Here is a 17,957-nt window from a genome sequence, read left to right as displayed (position 1 = left end):
CCGGATCCCCCCGGCCAGCCTGCGCGCTGCCCGGTCCTCCCAGGACCGGGCTTTCTTTTTTGGGCGGCACTGATGATTGGTTGCCGGTGTCTGGTCTAGCGCCGGCCCATGCCCTGCTTGAACTGGTCGAAGATCGACTCCATGCCTTTCTGGTAGTCGTCGCGCTGCTGGGCGCCTGTCTCGAACATCTTGCCGAACAGGTCGTCGAACGGATTTCTCGGCCTGCCGCTCGGATTGGCCTGCGGCTGCGGCGCCTGGGGTTGCTGCGGCGCCTGACGCGGCTGAGACTGTTGCGCGCCACCGCCGAACATGTCCTGCAGTACTTTGCCGAGCGGATTGTCCCCATAAGGGTTCTGTGTCTGCTGGGGTTGGTTCTGCGGCTGCTGCCCGCCGCCGAACATGTCCTGCAACACCTTGCCCAACGGGTTGTCGCCGTAAGGGCTCTGCGTCGGTTGCGGCTGCTGCCCGCCGAACATATCCTGCAGCATCTTGCCGAGCGGGTTATCCGTGGGGGCCGCAGGCTGAGGGGCCGGTGCCTGGCTGCCGCCGCCCGCCTGCCGCATCATCTGCTCGATGAGTTCGCCGAGCGGATTGCCGCCACTGACTGCCGCATGCATCTGTCCGCCTAGCTGGTTGGTGGTCTGCTTGAACAGCCCGCCCATCATCATCGAGGCGATTGCCGGCAGCATCTGCTGCAACACCTGCTGGCTGACGCCGCTCGCCTGCGCGGCCTGGCTGGCGACTGCGCGCGACAGGTCCTTCGAGCCAAACAGATGGCCGAGAATGCCGTTGCCTTCATCGAGGCCCTGCGGCGAGAAGGCCCGGCTTGCATCCTCGAAATATTTGGCGTGCTGGCCGCTGGCCATCGCCGTCATGAAGGAGCCGAGCCCATAAGGGTCCGCCGTGTTGCGCTTGAGCCCCTGCGAAAAGGCCGGCAGCAGCGCCGCGACCGCCGCCTGCGTCTGCTGTTGGGACAGCCCGAACTGCTGGGCCAGCGCCTGCATGCCGTTGCCGTTCTGGGCCTGTGCCAGAATATCGAACAAGGAAGGCATTGTTTTCTCCTCCGGGAAAATCCTCGTTGGAGAAGCCTAGTTCGTTTCCATCACTGATTGAAGCGAATTTGCCGGACCGTGGCTCATGCGGATTGCGAAGCGTTAATACGCGTATTCCATGAATACCGGCTCGATCGAGCCGCCCCAGCGTGTGTGGTAGGCGGAGAGCATCTCCTCGGCGCTGGTCGTCCCGCGCGCGACGACCTCGTCCAGCGTGTTGAGGAACGAGGTCTCGTCGTAGCCCTCGCGGTTCTTGCGGCCACGGTTCTTCAGTCCCATGCGCGAGATGACGAGCACGTCGCGGGCGATCTCGCGCAACGTCGTGTTGCGGAAGGGCGCCGAAATGCCATGTTGCGGCACCGCGTTGCGCATCGCCAGCACTTCGTCATAGCTCCAGCTCGAGGTCAGCGCCTCGGCCGCGTCGAGCGCCGCCGGGTCGTAGAGCAGCCCGACCCAGAAGGCCGGCAGCGCGCAGATGCGCCGCCACGGCCCGCCATCGGCGCCGCGCATTTCGAGAAAGCGCTTCAGCCGCACGTCCGGGAACAGCGTCGACAGATGGTTCGCCCAGTCGCCCATCGTCGGCAGCCCGTCCGGCAGTTCGTTACGGGCAGCGCCCGCCATGAACTGGCGGAAGGTGATGTGCGTCATGTCATGATACTGGCCGTTGCGGATGACGAAATACATCGGCACGTCGAGCGCCCATTCGACATAATCGGCAAAGCCGAAATCGGGCGAGAAGCAGAATTCGAGCAGGCCGGAGCGCTGATTGTCGGTGTCGCGCCAGATCTCGCCGCGCCAGCTCTGCAAGCCGTTCGGCCGGCTTTCGGTGAAGGGCGAGTTGGCAAACAGCGCCGTCGACAGTGGCTGCAATTTCAGCGACACCTGCATCTTGCGGCGCATGTCGGCTTCGCTTTCGAAGTCGAGGTTCACCTGGATCGTGCAGGTCCGGTACATCATGTCGAGGCCCTTGGTGCCGACCTTGGGCATGTAGCGGGTCATGATCTCGTAGCGCGATTTCGGCATTTTCGGCGTCTCGGCCAGCGACCATTTCGGGCTGCCGCCAAGGCCGAGAAAACGAATGCCCATCGGTTCGGCGATCTCGCGCACCTGCGCCAGATGCGCATTGCCTTCGCGGCAGGTCTGGTGGATCGTCTCCAGCGGCGCGCCGGACAGCTCGAACTGGCCGCCTGGCTCCAGCGAGATCGCGCCCTGACCGGTCGGCTCGACCAGTCCGATGATGCGGCCGGCATCCATGATCGGGTCCCAGCCGAGTTTGTCCTGCATGCCTTCGAGGATGGCGCGGATGCCGCGCTCGCCGCCATAGGGCACCGGGGCATTGCCGTCGACATAGAACGGGAATTTCTCGTGCTCGGTGCCGATGCGCCATTTGTCGCGCGGCTTGTTGCCTTCGGCTAGGTGCTCGACGAGTTCGTCGACGCCTTCGATCGGCCGGAAATCGGTGGTATCGCGCGCCATAATAGCCCTCCGCACATGACCCCGAAAACCGGCTTCGATTTTCTGAAGGGATCAGGTGCCCAATCAAATGCTACAGCGTCCTTTGCGCGTCCGAAAGGACACGCGGCCACTGCCGGCGCTAGATGGACGAAATGTCAGTAGCCGATCAAGCGAAAAATCCTGAGCCAGAGGGTAACGGGAATTGATCACCAATCGCCGATTGTCGCCTGGATCAGCGCCAGTGCCGCCACCGCCGCCGTATCCGCTCGCAGGATGCGCGGCCCGAGCGGAATGGCGGTAACGAAGGGCAGCGCTCTCAGCATCCTGCGCTCCTCGTCGGAAAAGCCCCCCTCAGGCCCGACCAGCAGACCGAGCTTTCTCTCCCGCACCGCCTGCAATGCCGGCAGGGGATTGTTGGTCGATGCATCCTCGTCGCAGAAGATCAGCCGCCGCTCGCGGTCCCAGCCCGCCAGCAGGCGCTCGAATTTTTCCGCTTCCCGCAGCTCCGGCACCGCCAATATGCCGCATTGCTCGGCCGCCTCGACGACATTGGCGCGCAGGCGCTCGATGCCGGGTTTTGCCACTTGCGTATGCTGGGTGATGACCGGCTGCAGGATGCCGGCGCCCATCTCCACCGCCTTTTGCACGAGGTAGTCGAGCCGCCCTTGCTTCAGCGGCGCGAAGCAATAGACGAGATCGGGCAGCGGCGGCTGCGAGCGCTGCAGCCTCATCACCTTCAGGCGTAACGCCTTCTTCGACTTCGCGGCGATCGCCGCCGACCATTCGCCGTCGCGCCCGTTGAAGACCAGAACCTCGGCGCCTTCGCCGAGCCGCAGCACATGCGAGAGATAATGGCTCTGCTGCTGGCCGACGTCGAACTCGATATCCAGTCCAAGTTCGTCCGGCACGAATAGCCGCTGCATCTTGTAATTGGCGCGCATCGCCGAGGAATGGGCGAGGCCGTCGCCGGCGTCAAGCCTCCGCGCTGGCGTGCCAGACAGGTCTGTAGCCACGCTTCAGCACGGAAACAGTTGTCGCCGGCGTGAGCATGCCGATTGGACCGTGGGTAAAATCGCCGAATCCCACCGGATCGCCATAGCCGCCGAAACTCCAGGGCAGCGCGGCGCCGTCAAACAGGGCGTACGCCCTGTTTCCTGACGAGATCATCGTGCCGTCCGGCAAGTCCGCAAGCGCCTCCGGTTTCAGTCGCGGCGCCCGCCCGCCCGATGCCAGGCGCTCCTTGTGCAGGCGCTTGTCGAGCTGCGGCGCGCGTGGCTCGGCAATGTCGAAGGCATCGCCGAAGCGCTGGACAAAATCCCTGGCCCGCTCGCGCCGGCAGAAGAAGCAGGGCCGGTGCCCGGCGGCAAGTGCCGTCACCTCGTCGAGGAAAAACAGCTCGGTCCAGCCGGCCTTGCCGCCCAATTGGTCGTCGCTTTGCCGGTTGCGCCCCATCGGCTGGCGCCGCACGTCGCCGTATTCGCAGACACAGATGATCCAGGCTTGCAGCGCCCAGCGCTTCTTCAACAGCGTTCTCGTCTCGGGGTCGTGAATGATGCCGCGATTGCCCATGAACTGGCCGCGCTCCGGCACGGCATGGATGGCGCCGAACGGGTCGACCCGGTTTTGCAGTGGCGTAGGCGTTCCCTGTTGGCTGCAATGCTGACGCCATGATATCGCTCGCTGCATCAATTTCATGTCAGCAGGTTTCGATGCGGGTCTTGGTCGTCCAGAACTTCGACAATGAGGGCCTTGGCCAGATCGGCGCGGCGCTTGTCGAGGCGGGCGCCGATATCGACCTGCGCCGGCCGTATCGCGGCGACGCGCTGCCGCAAGATAGCGGCTGGCATGACGCCATGGTGGTGCTCGGCGGCGCCCAGAATGCGCTGGACGACGAGCTCTGCCCGTATTTCCCGGGCCTGCTCGATCTGACGCGCAACTTTGCCGACAGGGATCGCGCGGTGCTCGGCATCTGCCTTGGCAGCCAGTTGGTCGCGCGCGCCTTTGGCGGCGAGAACCAGATAGGCGGTGCCTCGGAGTTCGGCTGGCACGAGGTCGCGCTCACCGCGGCGGCGCAGGCCGATCCGGTGCTCGCCGCCTTGCCTGAAAAATTCCCGATCTTCCAATGGCACGACGACACCTTTGACTTGCCCGAGACTGCCGTGCGGTTGGCCGGCAATGCCGTCGCCGAGAACCAGGCGTCCGCATCGGCCGCGCCATCTACGGCTTCCAGTTCCATTTCGAGGCCGACAGTCCGATGGTGCGCGACTGGAGTACCTCCTTCGCACCGCTGATCGCCGAGCGGCATCCTGAATGGGCGGGCCGGCTCGACGATGAAATGGCCCGCAGCGGACCGCAAGCCGATGCCGCCGGCCTGGCCATCGCCCGCGCCTGGGTGGCGACCATCTGACGGCTCATACAGCCAACGTATTTGGCGACGTTGCATATTTGGCACGCGGCGGCAAATCCGCCGGGGATAACGCGTTTCATCCTTGGCCTGTGTCAGTCCGCCAGCCTAAAAGGCGCCCGCTCTGCATCTTGCGTGCAACCGCGATGAACCTTTCCTGTGACCCGCGCGACACACCGCCGATACAGAACATGCCTAGAAGCGCGAAACCGTCAGACATTTGCGACGTATTTCGCGTTTCAACGCATTGGTAACCCGCTCGTGCATAGATGCAGAAAGCTCAACAAGAGATGACGTCCGTGAAAGCAGCCTTTTTGTCCTTTGCCATGTTGTCGGCCATCGTCTTGTGCGGCCTCGGCATTTATTCCGCCGACGCGGCCAACAACCACAATGCCGTCGACGGCTACGGCGTCACCGCCGCGCTTCGCTAGACCCTCTGCACATAACCTCACGCCTTACCTACGCCCGCTCACCCGTCACCGTCAGGATCCGTTTCTCCGCGCCGTCCACGACGAGCGCGGTGAGGTTACCTGAGTGCCAGGCGAGGGTGTCGACATTGACGCGGTTGCCGGTGATCTCGGGCTTGGCCACCGGCGTATGGCCGTGCACCACGATCTTGGGATGAAGGCCGGTGTGGTCGTGGAAGACCTCCCGGATCCAGATCAGGTCCTGCGGGCTCTGGCTTTCCAGCGCAATGCCGGGCCGGATGCCGGCATGACAGAAGAAGAAGTCGCCGAATGTCACTGAAAAGGCCAGCGAGCGCAGGAACTCGACATGGTTCTGCGGCACCGCCTCGACCAGCGCGGCGTGCCCTTGCCGCAATGCCGCATCGGCGCGGCCAAACCAGGCGCTGCTGCCACCGAGCGACACGCCATAGGATAGCGCCGTCTGGATGCCGCCATAGCGCATGAACAGGCCGTCCGGGTCGGGGAGATCGAGAAAATCGAGGAAGCCGAGATCATGATTTCCGGCCAGCATCAGATGACGTGGATCGCGTTTTTGCGCGTCGATCAGGAAATCGATGACGCCTTTGGAGTCCGGACCCCGGTCGACATAGTCGCCGAGATGGATCACGCGCCAATCGGCAATGGGCTTCCTCTCCAGCTCGCCCTCGATCCGGCGGTGCATGGCGGTCAGCAGGTCAAGCCGACCGTGCACATCGCCGATCGCATAGAGGCGCATACCTTCCGGTCCGCGCGCTTCGAAAAAATTAATGCCGGGCTCCGTCAATGCCTGCGTCGCCTCCGTGGTCATGCCGTCACGGACTTTAGCGCCGGAGCTGATCCTTGCCCATGTCGGTGACCAGACGCTTTCCGCACAGTGCCAGCGTTATGTCCATCTCCTTGCGGATGATTTCCAGCGCCTTGGTAACCCCTTCCTTGCCGAGTGCGCCGAGGCCGTACAGGAAAGGCCGTCCGATATAGGTGCCCTTGGCGCCGAGGCACAATGCTTTGAGCACGTCCTGGCCGGAACGGATGCCGCCGTCCATGTGCACCTCGATCGTGTCGCCGACGGCGTCGGCGATCTCTTCCAGCGCCATGATCGACGACGAGGCGCCGTCGAGCTGGCGGCCGCCATGGTTGGAAACGATGATCGCGTCGGCGCCCGTCCTGGCCGCCATCAGCGCGTCTTCCTTGTCGAGTATGCCTTTCAGGATCAGCTTGCCGCCCCAGCGCTCCTTGATCCAGGCGACGTCCTTCCACGACAGATGCGGATCGAACTGCTCCTTCGTCCAGGACGACAGCGAGGCGAGGTCGCCGACGCCTTTGGCATGGCCGACGATGTTGCGGAAGCTTCGGCGCTTGGTCCCGGCCATGCCGACGCACCAGCGCGGCCTTGTCGCCATCTGCCAGATGTGCTTCGGCGTCATTCGCGGCGGCGCCGAAAGCCCGTTGCGGATATCCTTGTGGCGCTGACCGAGGATCTGCAGGTCGAGCGTCAGCACCAGTGCCGAACATTTCGCCGCTTTTGCGCGGTCGATCAAATCGAAGACGAAGTCCTTGTCGCGCAGCACATAGAGCTGGAACCAGAACGGCTTCCTGGTCACCGACGCGACATCCTCGATCGAGCAGATGCTCATTGTCGACAGCGTGAACGGCACGCCGAACTCCTCCGCCGCCTGCGCCGCCAGCATCTCGCCGTCCGGGTGCTGCATGCCGGTCATGCCGGTCGGCGCCAGCGCCACCGGCATCGTCACTTTCTCGCCGATCATGGTCGATTCCAGCGAGCGGTTGTCCATGTCGACAAGCACGCGCTGGCGGAACTTGATCTTCTGGAAATCCTCTTCGTTGGCGCGGTAGGTGCTTTCGGTCCAGGCGCCGGAATCGGCGTAGTCGAAGAACATCTTCGGCACGCGGCGGCGCGCCAGGTCCTTGAGGTCGGCGATGGTGAGAATGCTGCTCATGGATCTTTTTCCGCTGGTTCTTCGCTGGTTCGTCGTTGGATTTTCTGGGCGGGGCCTACGGCTGTTTTCTTGCCGCCTCACCGTCACCGGGCTCGGAGCGTTGCCTGAGCCTCAGCCGCGACACGCGCTGCCAGTCGCCGCTGCGCTCGGCCTCGGCCATCGATCGTTCGACGTAGGAGATGTGGTCCATCGCCGCCTGCCGCGCCGCAGCCGGATCGCCGGCCTTGACCGCCGCATAGATTGCCCGGTGCTGCGAAAGCAGCGCCTCGCGCGCGCCCGGCACGTTGAACACCAGCCGCCGGTTCTGGAACACGCCTTCCGACAGCAGCCGATAACAGGAGCGCAGCGTGTGCAGCAGGATGATGTTGTGCGCGCATTCGCAGATCGCGTGATGGAACTCGATGTCGATTTCCGCCTCGTCGTCGAAATTGGCGGTCCGGTGCGCCTCGTCCATGCGCGCCATGATGCGGTCGAGCAGCGCCAGATCGTCCGATGTGGCACGCCGCGCCGCATATTCGGCAGCCACCGCCTCGATCTCGCGGCGGTACTCCAGATAGTCGGTCACCGCCTTGCGATGCATCGAGATCAGGTCGGTCACCGGCTTGGTGAACAGCTGGCCGATGACATCGGCGACATGGGTGCCGCCGCCTGGCCGTGTCGTCAACAGCCCGCGCCCTTCCAAGGCTTTCAAGGCATCGCGCAGGATCGGCCGCGACACCTCGAACTGCCGCGCCAGGTCGCGCTCGCCCGGCAGCCGGTCGCCGGTGCGCAACACGCCTTCGAGGATCAGGCTCTCGATCTGCTGCACCACCTCGTCGGCGGTGCGCGAATGCTCGATCCGGGAGAAAATGTCGCTCAAACGGGGTCCTGGGGGTTGAACCGAAGTCGCGCAAGATAAAGCCAGCGTCGCCAACTGGTCAAATTATTTATCCAATTCGCCGGGGCCGGGTCCGTTTGACTGCCGCGGCTTCATATCAGCTTGTGCTAAACTGGCCGTTTGCGTCCTCTGGAGATTGCCTCTAGAGCAATTCCAGGAAAAGTGTGAAACGGTTTTCCGCCCGGAATTGCGCAGAATCAAAGAGATAGAGCGGTTCGGCGTTTCCGTGAACAAGAGAGACATCATTGCCAAAAAGGGCTCAGAGAAGCCCGGGGGACCAGCTGTGCCAGACGCCGACCCGTCCAACCTTGAATTCCGGCTGCGCGCCAAAGCCGTGGGCGGCACCGTCATGGGCTTTCCGGCGCATGAAGGTCGGCCGGGCGCCCTCGGCGAGGTCCACGCCCGGCCGCATCCGCTGGTCGAAAAGCCGCGCGTGCTGGTGCAGCTTTCCTTCATGACCGAAGCTGGATCCGGCGTCGATCAGGCCGTGCTTTCCGAATTGTCGCGACGCCTCGGTATCGCCGCGCCCGACCCCCACGCCCGCCACCACGCGATGAAATGGGGCAAGGGCTCGCTGCGCTGGGAACGGCACACGGAGTTCTCGACCTACCTCTGGGAAGGACCGCTCGCCGAAAACGGCAGAGGGCAAGAGGACACACCCTTCGGCAACGGGTTTTCGCCGCCGGGCACGGTGATTTCCGGCATTAGGCTCGAAATCCGCAAATGGACGCCGGCGAACGAGAGGCTGATCGCCGGCTTCGACCCGACCAGCCTGTGCTACTCGCTGGTCGAGCGCGGCAACGCCGCCATCGTCACCGATTTCCGCCAGGACGGCGACGGCTTGACCCGCATGCTGGTGCTCGACCGCGGCCTGACCCCGGCGCGCACCGGGGCACTGTCACAGCGGCTGATCGACATCGAGACCTACCGCACGCTGGCCATGCTTGGGCTGCCGCTGGCGCTGACGCTGTCCGGTCGCGCCCGCCGCATCGAAGACAGGCTGGCTCAGACCACCTTGGAAATGAAGGTCGCCGAGACCCGCGACAGCCAGACGCTACTTGCCGACTTGACCGAACTGGCCGCCGAGCTGGAGGCCGATGCCGCCTCCAGCCTCTACCGCTTCGGCGCCAGCCGCGCCTATGACGGCATCGTTCGCGAACGGCTGGAAGCGCTCGATGAAGAGGCGGTGCCCGGCTACGACACCTGGGGCGGTTTTCTGCAGCGCCGCGTGGCGCCGGCGATGCGTACCTGCCGTTCGGTCGAGGAGCGTCAGGCCAACCTGTCGACGAAGCTCACCCGTGCCACCACGCTGCTGCGCACCTGGGTCGACGTCGAGGTCGAAAAGCAGAACCGCGATCTTTTGGCTTCGATGAACAATCGTGCCCGCCTGCAATTGCGGCTGCAGCAGACGGTGGAGGGGCTCTCGGTCGCCGCCGTCTCCTACTATGTCGTCGGCCTCATCGGCTACGTCGCCAAGGGCGCCTCGGTCTTCGGCCACGGCTTTGCGCCGGAAATGGTCACCGCCGCCTCGGTGCCGCTCGCCGTCGTGCTCGTCTGGTGGGGCGTGCGCCGCGTCCGCCGCATGCACTCCGAACCAGGCAAGCAGCCCGGCGAGTAGCGAAGGGCGGAGCGGCAGATTGCCGCTGCGGAAGGCTGTCCCGGCCATAGGCCTCCCAACCCGGCCAAAGCGGCATTTGCAAGCGACCACCGTCGCTGGTAAAAGATTTTTACCAGTCGATCGAAGGAAGCTGTCGATGTCCGGCCTTGCCATGCCGAAACCAGACGACGCCACGATGCGCCGGCGCGACGAGATCGTCGCCGATATGCGCATCATCGTGCCGGGCGAGGGCGTCGTCGACGCCGCCAATGCCATGCGCGCCTTCGAGAGCGACGGGCTCACCGCCTACCGGCAATTGCCGCTCGTCGTGGTGCTGCCGCAGACCGTGGCGCAGGTGTCGCGCGTATTGAAATATTGCAGCGATCGCAACGTCCGCGTCGTGCCGCGCGGTTCCGGCACCTCGCTGTCCGGCGGCGCGCTGCCGCTCCAGGACGCGGTGTTGCTGGTCATGAGCCGCTTCAACCGCATCCTCGAGATCGATTTTCAGAACCGCGTCGTCGTCGCCCAGCCCGGCGTCACCAATCTCGGCATCACCACCGCCGTCGAGCAGGAAGGCTTCTATTACGCCCCCGATCCATCCTCACAGATCGCCTGCTCGATCGGCGGCAATGTCGCGGAAAATTCCGGCGGCGTGCACTGCCTGAAATACGGTCTCACCGCCAACAATGTGCTCGGCATCGAGATGGTGCTGATGAATGGCGAGGTGGTGCGCCTCGGCGGCAGCCATCTCGACGCGGAAGGCTACGACCTGCTCGGCGTTATGACCGGCTCCGAAGGACTGCTCGGCGTCGTCACCGAGGTCACCGTGCGTATCCTGAAGAAGCCGGAGACGGCTCATGCCCTGCTGATCGGCTTCCCGACCAGCGAGCAGGCCGGCCAATGCGTCGCCGACATCATCGGCGCCGGCATCATCCCGGGCGGCATGGAGATGATGGACCGTCCGGCCATCCACGCCGCAGAGGATTTCGTCCAGGCCGGCTATCCCCGAGATGTCGAGGCGCTGCTGATCGTCGAGCTGGACGGGCCGGGTGTCGAGGTCGATCACCTGATCGGCCTGGTCGAAGCCATCGCCTATAGGAACGGCTCGACCACATGCCGCATTTCGCAATCGGAGCAGGAGCGGCTGAGTTTCTGGGCCGGCCGCAAGGCGGCTTTCCCGGCGGTCGGCCGCATCTCGCCCGACTATTACTGCATGGACGGCACCATACCGCGCAAGGAACTGCCGCGCGTGCTCGCCGGCATGCGCGAACTGTCGGAGAGATACGGGCTCGGCGTCGCCAATGTCTTCCACGCGGGCGACGGCAATCTGCACCCGCTCATCCTCTACGACGCCAATGTGCCGGGCGAACTCGAGAAGGCGGAGAGTTTCGGCGCCGACATATTGCGGCTCTGCGTCAAGGTCGGCGGCGTGCTGACCGGCGAGCACGGGGTCGGCGTCGAGAAGCGCGACCTGATACCGGAAATGTTCAACCAGATCGACCTCGACCAGCAGATGCGCGTCAAATGCGCGTTCGACCCCAACCATCTGCTCAACCCGGGCAAGGTGTTTCCGCAGCTGAGGCGATGCGCCGAACTCGGGCGGATGCACGTGCATCGCGGGCAAGTGGCGTTTCCGGACATTCCGAGGTTTTGAGGGGTATGTTGGCGCTTGGACACCCCCCTCTGTCCTGCCGGACATCTCCCCCGCAAGGGGGGAGATTGGCTGCTTCAACGTCCTGCTCGCCTTCAAGCGTTGATGGTTGGCGAAAGCCTAAGCGACATCCGATCTCCCCCCTTGCGGGGGAGATGTCCGGCAGGCCAGAGGGGGGTGGGAAGGATCGCGGCTTCTCGTCATTTACGACTGGTGGTTCTGCCGCATGACCACCTTCACCCCGACCACATCAGCGGAAACCCTCTCCGCCGTCGCTTGGGCAGCCGCCGAAGACTCGCCGCTCGAAATCATCGGCCATGGTTCCAAGCGCGGCATCGGCCGGCCGCAGCAGAGCGAGCCTACGCTCGACCTTTCCAAACTCTCCGGCGTCACGCTCTACGAGCCGGCCGAGCTGGTGCTGTCGGCGAAGGCCGGGACGCCGCTGGCCGAGATCGAAAGCCTGCTTGCCGAAAACGGCCAGCAACTGGCCTTCGAACCGATGGATTACGGCCCGCTGCTCGGCGGCGAGCCGGGACAAGGCACCATCGGCGGCGTGCTTGCCGCGAACCTTTCCGGCCCGCGCCGGCTGAAGGCCGGTGCTGCGCGCGACCACATTCTCGGCATATCTGCCGTTTCCGGGCGCGGCGAGGCCTTCAAGTCCGGCGGCCGCGTGGTCAAGAACGTCACCGGCTATGATCTGTCCAAGCTGATGGCCAACAGCTGGGGCACGCTGGCGGTGTTCACCGACGTCACTTTCAAGGTGCTGCCTGCCGCCGAGACCGAAGTCACGCTCGCCATCCGCGGCCTGCTCGACGATCATGCCGTCGCCGCCATGGCGCTGGCGCTCGGTTCCAGCGCGGAGGTGTCGAGCGCTGCCCATCTTCCCGAACGGGTCGCAGCTAGGGTTGCTGACGGCAGTCTCGGCAGCGATGCGGCGACGCTGCTGCGCATCGAGGGCTTCGGCCCGTCGGTCGCCTACCGCATTGCCGCGCTGAAAGACCTGCTGAAAGACGCTGGGCCGCTGCAGGAGATTTCCGGTTCGGTCTCGTATTCGGTCTGGCGTGACATCCGCGACTGCGCGCCGTTCGCCGATGGCGGCGGAAGGCCTGTGTGGCGCGTCTCGATGGCGCCGTCACAGGGCCACCAGATGGTGCTGGCGCTGCGCATGCAGGCCGCGGTGGGATGCCTTCTACGATTGGCAGGGCGGGCTGATCTGGCTGCGCATGCAGCAGGACGATCCCGAGGCCGGCCTGTTGCGCGGCCTCATCAGAAGACATGGTGGCGGCCATGCGACGCTGGTGCGCGCAACCCCCTCGCACCGCGCTGCCGTTCCCGTGTTCGAACCGCAAGCGCCGCAACTGGCAGCACTGTCGGCGCGGCTGAAGGCCGAATTCGACCCGAAGAATATCCTCAATCCCGGCCGTATGGCGCCGGGCGCAGGCTCTGCTACTCTCGCCCCGGCAACCGAGGGAGGAGCCCAATGAGCGATCCAGGCCAAAACGGTACGTCACGCCAGACCGACCGCTGGCTGGAGCCCGGTCCGACCAATGCGCTGGTCATCTACATCCTCTATCTCGCCGGCCTTGTCATCGGCGTCAGCGGCATTGTCGGTATCGTCCTGGCCTATATCAACCGCGGCAAGGCCGGCGGCTTCGTCGAGAGCCATTACACATTCCTGATCCGCACCTTCTGGATCGGCCTGCTCTATGCGCTGATCTCGGCGCTGCTGATGATCGTGGTCATCGGTGTCGTGCTGATTTTCGCCGTCGCCGTCTGGTTCATCGCCCGCTGCATTCTCGGCCTGCAGGCGCTGCAGCGCGGCGAAGCGGTCAAGAACCCCGAAAGCTGGTTTCTAGGATTATGAGCGTGATCCCCAAACGTGGGTACCGGTTTTGGGAAAAGATCATGCTCAAACGGTAAGGATTTGTTTACGTGCAGACCAATTTCTCAGCTGCCCAGCTCGCCGATCGGCATGTCGCGGAATCGGAGAAGATCCTGCGCAAATGCGTACATTGCGGCTTCTGCACCGCCACCTGCCCGACCTATGTGACGCTCGGCAACGAGCTGGATTCGCCGCGCGGCCGGATTTACCTGATCAAGGACATGCTGGAAAATGGCCGGCCGGCCGACAAGGAGATCGTCACCCATATCGACCGCTGCCTGTCCTGCCTCGCCTGCATGACCACCTGTCCGTCGGGCGTCAACTACATGCATCTGGTCGACCACGCCCGCGCCCACATCGAGGAGACCTACAAGCGTCCCCTGGCCGATCGTCTGACCCGCGCCATGCTGGCCTTCGTGCTGCCCTATCCCTCGCGTTTCCGCGCGGCGCTCAAGCTGGCGAAGCTCGGCCAGCCATTCGCCGGCCTGTTTGAAAAAATCCAGGCCTTGAGGCCTCTGGGCGCTATGCTCAAGCTCGCACCCGCGTCGGTCCCGGCAGTCTCGCCGATGGCCTCGCCGGGCGTCCATGCGGGGCAGGGCCCGAAGAAAAATGGCCGCGTCGCCATCCTCACCGGCTGCGCGCAATCCGTGCTCGATCCCGGCATCAACGACACGACGATCTCGCTGCTGACCAGGCTTGGTGTCGAGGTCGTCGTACCCGAAGGCGAGGGCTGCTGCGGGGCGCTGGTGCACCACATGGGACGCGAGGACGCTGCCCTGGCGTCGGCCAGGCGGAATGTCGACGCCTGGACGCGCGCCATCGAACAGGGTGGGCTCGATGCCATCGTCATCACCGCGTCAGGCTGTGGCACCACGATCAAGGATTACGGCTTCATGATGCGCCTCGATCCGGCCTATGCCGGCAAGGCGGCGCGAGTGTCGGCGCTGGCCAGGGACATCACGGAGTATCTGGCAAGCCTCGACCTGCCCGAGCCGGTGCGCAAGCCGGGCACCGTCGTCGCCTATCACTCCGCCTGCTCGATGCAGCACGGCCAGAAGATCACCCGCCAGCCGAAGGAGCTTCTGGCCCGTGCCGGCTTTGTCGTGCGCGAGCCGCGCGAGGGGCATTTGTGCTGCGGTTCGGCCGGCACCTACAACATCCTGCAGCCCGGGATTTCGGCGACGCTGCGCGACCGCAAGGTCAGGAATATCGAGGCGACCGGTGCTGACATCATCGCCACCGGCAATATTGGCTGCATCACCCAGATCGCCTCTGCCGCGAAGCTGCCGGTGGTCCATACGATAAAGCTGCTCGACTGGGCCTATGGCGGGCCGAAGCCCGAAGGCGTTCGCGAAGAGATGGCGGTTATCGCGGCCGAGTGATCCGCCAGTCGCCTACTCCGCCGCCAGTCTGTCCGCCGTGCCGTAGGTTGCCTGGTAGCGGGCGCGCTGGCGGCTGAGCGCCACCATCGTGTTGCGCAGCAGGATCGCCACGGTGATCGGGCCGACGCCACCAGGCACCGGCGTGATCCACGACGCGACATGCCTAACGCTCTCGGCATCGACGTCGCCGACGATGCGGCTCTCGCCGTCTGGCCCGATCTCCGAATTGATGCCGATATCGATGACGGCCGCACCCGGCTTGACCATATCGGCCTTGATCAGCCGCGGCTTGCCCACGGCGACGAACAGCGCGTCGGCGCGGCGTGCGTGTGCCGCCACCGAGCGCGTCATGTGATGGCAGACCGTCACCGTCGCGCCTTCGCTCATCAAAAGGAAAGCGATCGGCTTGCCGACGATCTCGGAATGGCCGACGACCACCACTTCGAGCCCCTTCAGGTCGAGGCCGGTTTCCTTGAGCAGTTCGACCGAGGCAGCCGCCGTGCAGGGCGCCAGATCGAGCTGGTTGTAGACGATGTTGCCGATCGAGGCCGGATGCATGCCTTCGACGTCCTTGAGCGGATGCACCGCCGCCTGCAGCGTCTTGATCGGGATGTGCACCGGCACCGGTCGCTGGATGATGATGCCGGTGACGCGCGGGTCGGCGTTGAGGCCGTGGATCGCCGCTTCGAGTTCGCCGGCGGTGATGTCGGCGCGAAAGCGCCTTTCCTCGAAGCCGATGCCGGCAAGCCCCGCCTTGGCGCGCTGGTTGCGGACATAGACGTCGACCGCCGCTGTGTCGCCGACGGTGATCGACACCAGCTTCGGCGGAAAGCCTTCGGCGGTGGCGATCGCCGCGTCCTCGCGCACGCCGGCGATGATGCGTTGGGCAACCGGGCCGCCTCGGAGATAGCGGCTGTCGTCGGAGAGGGTCATCGAGATAGGGCCTTTGTCTGAACTTTAGCCGCCACATAGCAAAGCAACCGCGAAAAGGCAGTGCGAAAAACGAACCGCCATGCCCGTCGCGCGACGTGCCGGCGAAATCTTCCCGTCAATTCTTGCTGGCGCTGGCGGAAACAAAAAGGGCAGCACGGCTTGCCGCGCTGCCCTTTCGTGACTGGCCGCATCCCCACACGGCCCGTCCCCCGTTATTCAATACTCCCGAGGCTTCTGAGCAGAATCATCGGTGAGGTCAACCGCAGATTACATCACTACAACCGTCGTGCCAACATTGACCCGCTCGTAAAGGTCGACCACGTCCTCGTTGCGCATGCGGATGCAGCCTGACGACACCGCGCCGCCGATCGTCCAGGGTTGGTTGGTGCCGTGGATGCGGTACTCGGTCGAGCCGAGATAGAGCGCGCGTGCGCCAAGCGGGTTTTCCATGCCGCCGGCGAGATAGGTCGGCAGATAACGGCCCTTGGCGGCCTCGCGGGCGATCATCACCGCCGGCGGCCGCCAGTCCGGCCAGACGCGCTTGTTGGTGATCTTGTGGGTGCCGGACCATTCGAAGCCCGGCTTGCCGGTGCCGACGCCATAACGCCGCGCCTTGCCGTTCTTCTCGACCAGATAGAGGAAATTCTCTCGCGTATCGATGACGATCGTGCCCGGCTTCTGCGGGCCGTCATAGGCGACTTCCTGCGGCAGATAGATCGGGTCGATCTGCGGCCGCATGATCATGCGCTTGGCCGGTGCCTGCACCGCTGCGGTGCGCAGCTGATCGGGTTCGGCCTGGCGCCGATAGCGCCGTTGCGGCTGCGCCTCTTGCCGGCTCTGCCGCACGATGCCCGGCGCATGGCCGAGCTGCAGCACCCAGGGCGCCGAAAGGTCGGGACTGACCACCACCGGCGGCCTCTCGGCATAGCGGTCGTTGGCATTGGCGGCGCCGGCGGCAAGCACGGCGGCGCCGCCGAACAGTGGGAACAAGAATGTCTTCATCGCAACGCACCTTGATCGTCGAACATGCCGGGGTGCAAAGCCTCCCCGATTTCGCCGACATTGAGCGCGAAGCGGCCACCGAAACATGAATCGGAATGCGTAAAATGCCGATCTGTCAGTAAAGCTTTTGGTGTGGTTACCGCCCGGTTCAGGAATCTGGTAAAGCCACGGTAAAGGCCGCGTCAAAACGCGTTAACGCCAAGACACGAACGGAATTCCGCCATGGACGAAAAGACAGGTCTGCTTGCCGGTCCCGACGGCGTCGCCCGCTGCTTCTGGCACGGCAACCTGCCGGATTATCTGCACTACCACGACCACGAATGGGGCCGGCCGGTCGCCGACGATCGCCGCCTGTTCGAGAAGATCTGCCTCGAGGGTTTCCAGTCGGGCCTGTCCTGGCTGACCATATTGCGCAAGCGCGACAATTTCCGCGAGGCCTTCGCCAGCTTCGATGTCGACAAGATCGCCGCCTTCACCGACGCCGATGTCGAGCGCCTGCTCGGCAATGCCGGCATCATCCGCCACCGCGGCAAGATCGTCTCGACCATCAACAACGCCAGATGCGCCCGCGAGCTCATCGACGAGGCCGGCTCGCTGGCCGCCTGGTTCTGGAAGTTCGAGCCCGGCCCCGACGAGCGGCCCGAGATCGTCGATCTCGCGCATCTGCGCGCCAATCCGACGACGGCCGTCTCGGTCCGCATTTCGAAAGAACTGAAGAAGCGCGGCTGGAGCTTTGTCGGCCCGACCACCGTCTACGCCTTCATGCAGGCGATGGGGCTGGTCAACGACCATCTCGAGGGCTGCGTCTGCCGCGAGCCGGTCGAGGCGGAGCGGAAAGCCTTCAAGCGGCCGAAATAGCGGCTCAGGCGCCGCCGGCGCCGGCGAGGAAAAACCCGGCGAGGATGGCCGCCAGCGCGGCGAACACCGGATAGATCACCAGCAGGCCGGTCATCAGAACGTCGCGCATGGTCGGCCCGTTGCGCTGTTGCGCCGCGATCTCGAACGGTCCCGCGATTTGCTTCGTCGCCTTCGGCGCATGGCCATCGGCCGGCCGCAACCGGACCGAAGCGTCGCGTGCGCCGCTATCGATGATGTCGAACTTCTGTAGCGTGGCCATGGCCCGAACCCGTTGTTTCGGCGCGCTTATCGGCCCGGATTGTGTCGGCACGATGCCGCGCGCATGGCGTAATTGTTTCAGCTTCTTTTTCTTGCCTTCTCCCACAAGGGGCCTGTTGCGTAATTCGCTGATTGTGATTCTCTGAGACGAAGCTCGGAGGGAATCGCGATGGCAGTGAAGCAGATGGGCCAGTTGAGCTTG

General features: G+C 64.6%; 16 protein-coding genes and 2 pseudogenes. 8 read left to right on the top strand and 10 right to left on the bottom strand.

From position 1 onward, the window contains the following. Positions 1–95: 95 nt before the first annotated feature. The 4 genes from NKI63_RS16485 to NKI63_RS16470 form a co-directional block, all read right to left on the bottom strand. Complete coding sequence (locus NKI63_RS16485; protein WP_352822372.1) at positions 96–1,052, bottom strand: DUF937 domain-containing protein; 957 nt, start codon at positions 1,050–1,052, stop codon at positions 96–98. Positions 1,053–1,154: 102 nt separating this feature from the next. Further along, complete coding sequence (locus tag NKI63_RS16480; RefSeq protein WP_352822369.1) at positions 1,155–2,528, bottom strand: glutamate--cysteine ligase; 1,374 nt, start codon at positions 2,526–2,528, stop codon at positions 1,155–1,157. Between the two features lie 185 nt (positions 2,529–2,713). Continuing rightward, the gene (locus tag NKI63_RS16475) at positions 2,714–3,448 is read right to left on the bottom strand and encodes a 16S rRNA (uracil(1498)-N(3))-methyltransferase (RefSeq protein ID WP_352476072.1); all 735 of its coding nucleotides are present in this window, start codon (positions 3,446–3,448) and stop codon (positions 2,714–2,716) included. A gap of 31 nt (positions 3,449–3,479) precedes the next feature. Next, on the bottom strand, positions 3,480–4,193 hold the full coding sequence (locus NKI63_RS16470; protein ID WP_352822571.1) for a hypothetical protein: 714 nt from the start codon (positions 4,191–4,193) through the stop codon (positions 3,480–3,482). A 23-nt stretch (positions 4,194–4,216) separates the two neighbouring features. On the opposite strand from NKI63_RS16470, the pseudogene NKI63_RS16465 reads away from it, so the two are divergent. Together NKI63_RS16465 and NKI63_RS16460 are read left to right on the top strand one after the other, a co-directional pair. Then, positions 4,217–4,914: pseudogene (locus tag NKI63_RS16465) on the top strand (type 1 glutamine amidotransferase). Between the two features lie 296 nt (positions 4,915–5,210). Next, the gene (locus NKI63_RS16460; protein ID WP_280952144.1) at positions 5,211–5,342 is read left to right on the top strand and encodes a hypothetical protein; all 132 of its coding nucleotides are present in this window, start codon (positions 5,211–5,213) and stop codon (positions 5,340–5,342) included. Between the two features lie 28 nt (positions 5,343–5,370). Here NKI63_RS16460 and NKI63_RS16455 read toward each other — a convergent pair whose 3' ends face one another. The 3 genes from NKI63_RS16455 to NKI63_RS16445 are packed head-to-tail and all read right to left on the bottom strand — an operon-like array spanning position 5,371 to position 8,174. Next, positions 5,371–6,141 (bottom strand): metallophosphoesterase, encoded by a 771-nt coding sequence (locus NKI63_RS16455; RefSeq protein ID WP_352822569.1) that lies wholly within the window; start codon positions 6,139–6,141, stop codon positions 5,371–5,373. 37 nt (positions 6,142–6,178) lie between these two features. Further along, positions 6,179–7,315 carry an alpha-hydroxy acid oxidase gene (locus tag NKI63_RS16450; protein ID WP_254819311.1) on the bottom strand — a complete coding sequence of 379 codons (1,137 nt, stop codon included), beginning with the start codon at positions 7,313–7,315 and terminating at the stop codon, positions 6,179–6,181. Between the two features lie 55 nt (positions 7,316–7,370). After that, positions 7,371–8,174, bottom strand: coding sequence for a FadR/GntR family transcriptional regulator (locus NKI63_RS16445; RefSeq protein ID WP_352822366.1), 804 nt, complete (start codon positions 8,172–8,174; stop codon positions 7,371–7,373). A 301-nt stretch (positions 8,175–8,475) separates the two neighbouring features. Here NKI63_RS16445 and NKI63_RS16440 point away from each other — a divergent pair, with 301 nt between their 5' ends. The 5 genes and pseudogenes from NKI63_RS16440 to glcF all read left to right on the top strand — a co-directional run bounded on the left by NKI63_RS16440 (position 8,476) and on the right by glcF (position 14,704). Next, positions 8,476–9,810, top strand: coding sequence for a DUF3422 family protein (locus NKI63_RS16440; protein WP_352822363.1), 1,335 nt, complete (start codon positions 8,476–8,478; stop codon positions 9,808–9,810). Positions 9,811–9,946: 136 nt separating this feature from the next. Next, positions 9,947–11,443, top strand: a complete 1,497-nt coding sequence (locus tag NKI63_RS16435) for an FAD-linked oxidase C-terminal domain-containing protein (protein ID WP_352822360.1) — start codon at positions 9,947–9,949, stop codon at positions 11,441–11,443. A gap of 223 nt (positions 11,444–11,666) precedes the next feature. Continuing rightward, positions 11,667–12,924, top strand: a pseudogene (locus tag NKI63_RS16430) (FAD-binding protein). Beyond that, a complete protein-coding gene (locus NKI63_RS16425) occupies positions 12,921–13,304 on the top strand; it encodes a DUF4870 family protein (RefSeq protein WP_352806154.1) in 384 nt (127 codons plus the stop codon). The pseudogene NKI63_RS16430 and the gene NKI63_RS16425 overlap by 4 nt, the downstream one beginning before the upstream one ends. 68 nt (positions 13,305–13,372) lie before the next feature. Then, positions 13,373–14,704: a glycolate oxidase subunit GlcF gene (gene glcF, locus NKI63_RS16420; RefSeq protein ID WP_352822357.1), complete on the top strand. Its 1,332-nt coding sequence runs from the start codon at positions 13,373–13,375 to the stop codon at positions 14,702–14,704. A gap of 12 nt (positions 14,705–14,716) precedes the next feature. On the opposite strand, the gene NKI63_RS16415 is transcribed toward glcF, so the two are convergent. Both NKI63_RS16415 and NKI63_RS16410 read right to left on the bottom strand, forming a co-directional pair. After that, a complete protein-coding gene (locus tag NKI63_RS16415) occupies positions 14,717–15,637 on the bottom strand; it encodes a bifunctional 5,10-methylenetetrahydrofolate dehydrogenase/5,10-methenyltetrahydrofolate cyclohydrolase (protein WP_352506893.1) in 921 nt (306 codons plus the stop codon). 267 nt (positions 15,638–15,904) lie between these two features. Then, a complete protein-coding gene (locus NKI63_RS16410; RefSeq protein ID WP_352688485.1) occupies positions 15,905–16,639 on the bottom strand; it encodes a L,D-transpeptidase in 735 nt (244 codons plus the stop codon). Between the two features lie 222 nt (positions 16,640–16,861). On the opposite strand from NKI63_RS16410, the gene NKI63_RS16405 reads away from it, so the two are divergent. After that, entirely contained in the window at positions 16,862–17,497 is a 636-nt protein-coding gene (locus NKI63_RS16405; protein ID WP_352688487.1) for a DNA-3-methyladenine glycosylase I, read from the top strand. A 4-nt stretch (positions 17,498–17,501) separates the two neighbouring features. Here the strand turns inward: NKI63_RS16405 and NKI63_RS16400 are convergent. Continuing rightward, positions 17,502–17,957 (bottom strand): hypothetical protein (locus NKI63_RS16400; protein WP_352822354.1); only part of this gene is annotated, 456 nt, incomplete at its 5' end.

The sequence above is a fragment of the Mesorhizobium sp. M0410 genome, assembly GCF_040321435.1.
Lineage (GTDB): Bacteria > Pseudomonadota > Alphaproteobacteria > Rhizobiales > Rhizobiaceae > Mesorhizobium.
The sequence above is the reverse complement of the archived record's forward strand: the minus strand, read 5'-3'. Positions and strand labels throughout refer to the sequence as shown.

Coding starts and splice junctions, on each gene's coding strand:
- NKI63_RS16405 (WP_352688487.1), top strand. CDS start 16,862: ATGGACGAAAAGACAGGTCTGCTTGCCGGTCCCGACGGCGTCGCCCGC.
- NKI63_RS16470 (WP_352822571.1), bottom strand. CDS start 4,193: ATGCAGCGAGCGATATCATGGCGTCAGCATTGCAGCCAACAGGGAACG.
- NKI63_RS16425 (WP_352806154.1), top strand. CDS start 12,921: ATGAGCGATCCAGGCCAAAACGGTACGTCACGCCAGACCGACCGCTGG.
- NKI63_RS16475 (WP_352476072.1), bottom strand. CDS start 3,448: ATGCGCGCCAATTACAAGATGCAGCGGCTATTCGTGCCGGACGAACTT.
- NKI63_RS16435 (WP_352822360.1), top strand. CDS start 9,947: ATGTCCGGCCTTGCCATGCCGAAACCAGACGACGCCACGATGCGCCGG.
- NKI63_RS16450 (WP_254819311.1), bottom strand. CDS start 7,315: ATGAGCAGCATTCTCACCATCGCCGACCTCAAGGACCTGGCGCGCCGC.
- NKI63_RS16415 (WP_352506893.1), bottom strand. CDS start 15,637: ATGACCCTCTCCGACGACAGCCGCTATCTCCGAGGCGGCCCGGTTGCC.
- NKI63_RS16480 (WP_352822369.1), bottom strand. CDS start 2,528: ATGGCGCGCGATACCACCGATTTCCGGCCGATCGAAGGCGTCGACGAA.
- NKI63_RS16410 (WP_352688485.1), bottom strand. CDS start 16,639: ATGAAGACATTCTTGTTCCCACTGTTCGGCGGCGCCGCCGTGCTTGCC.
- NKI63_RS16485 (WP_352822372.1), bottom strand. CDS start 1,052: ATGCCTTCCTTGTTCGATATTCTGGCACAGGCCCAGAACGGCAACGGC.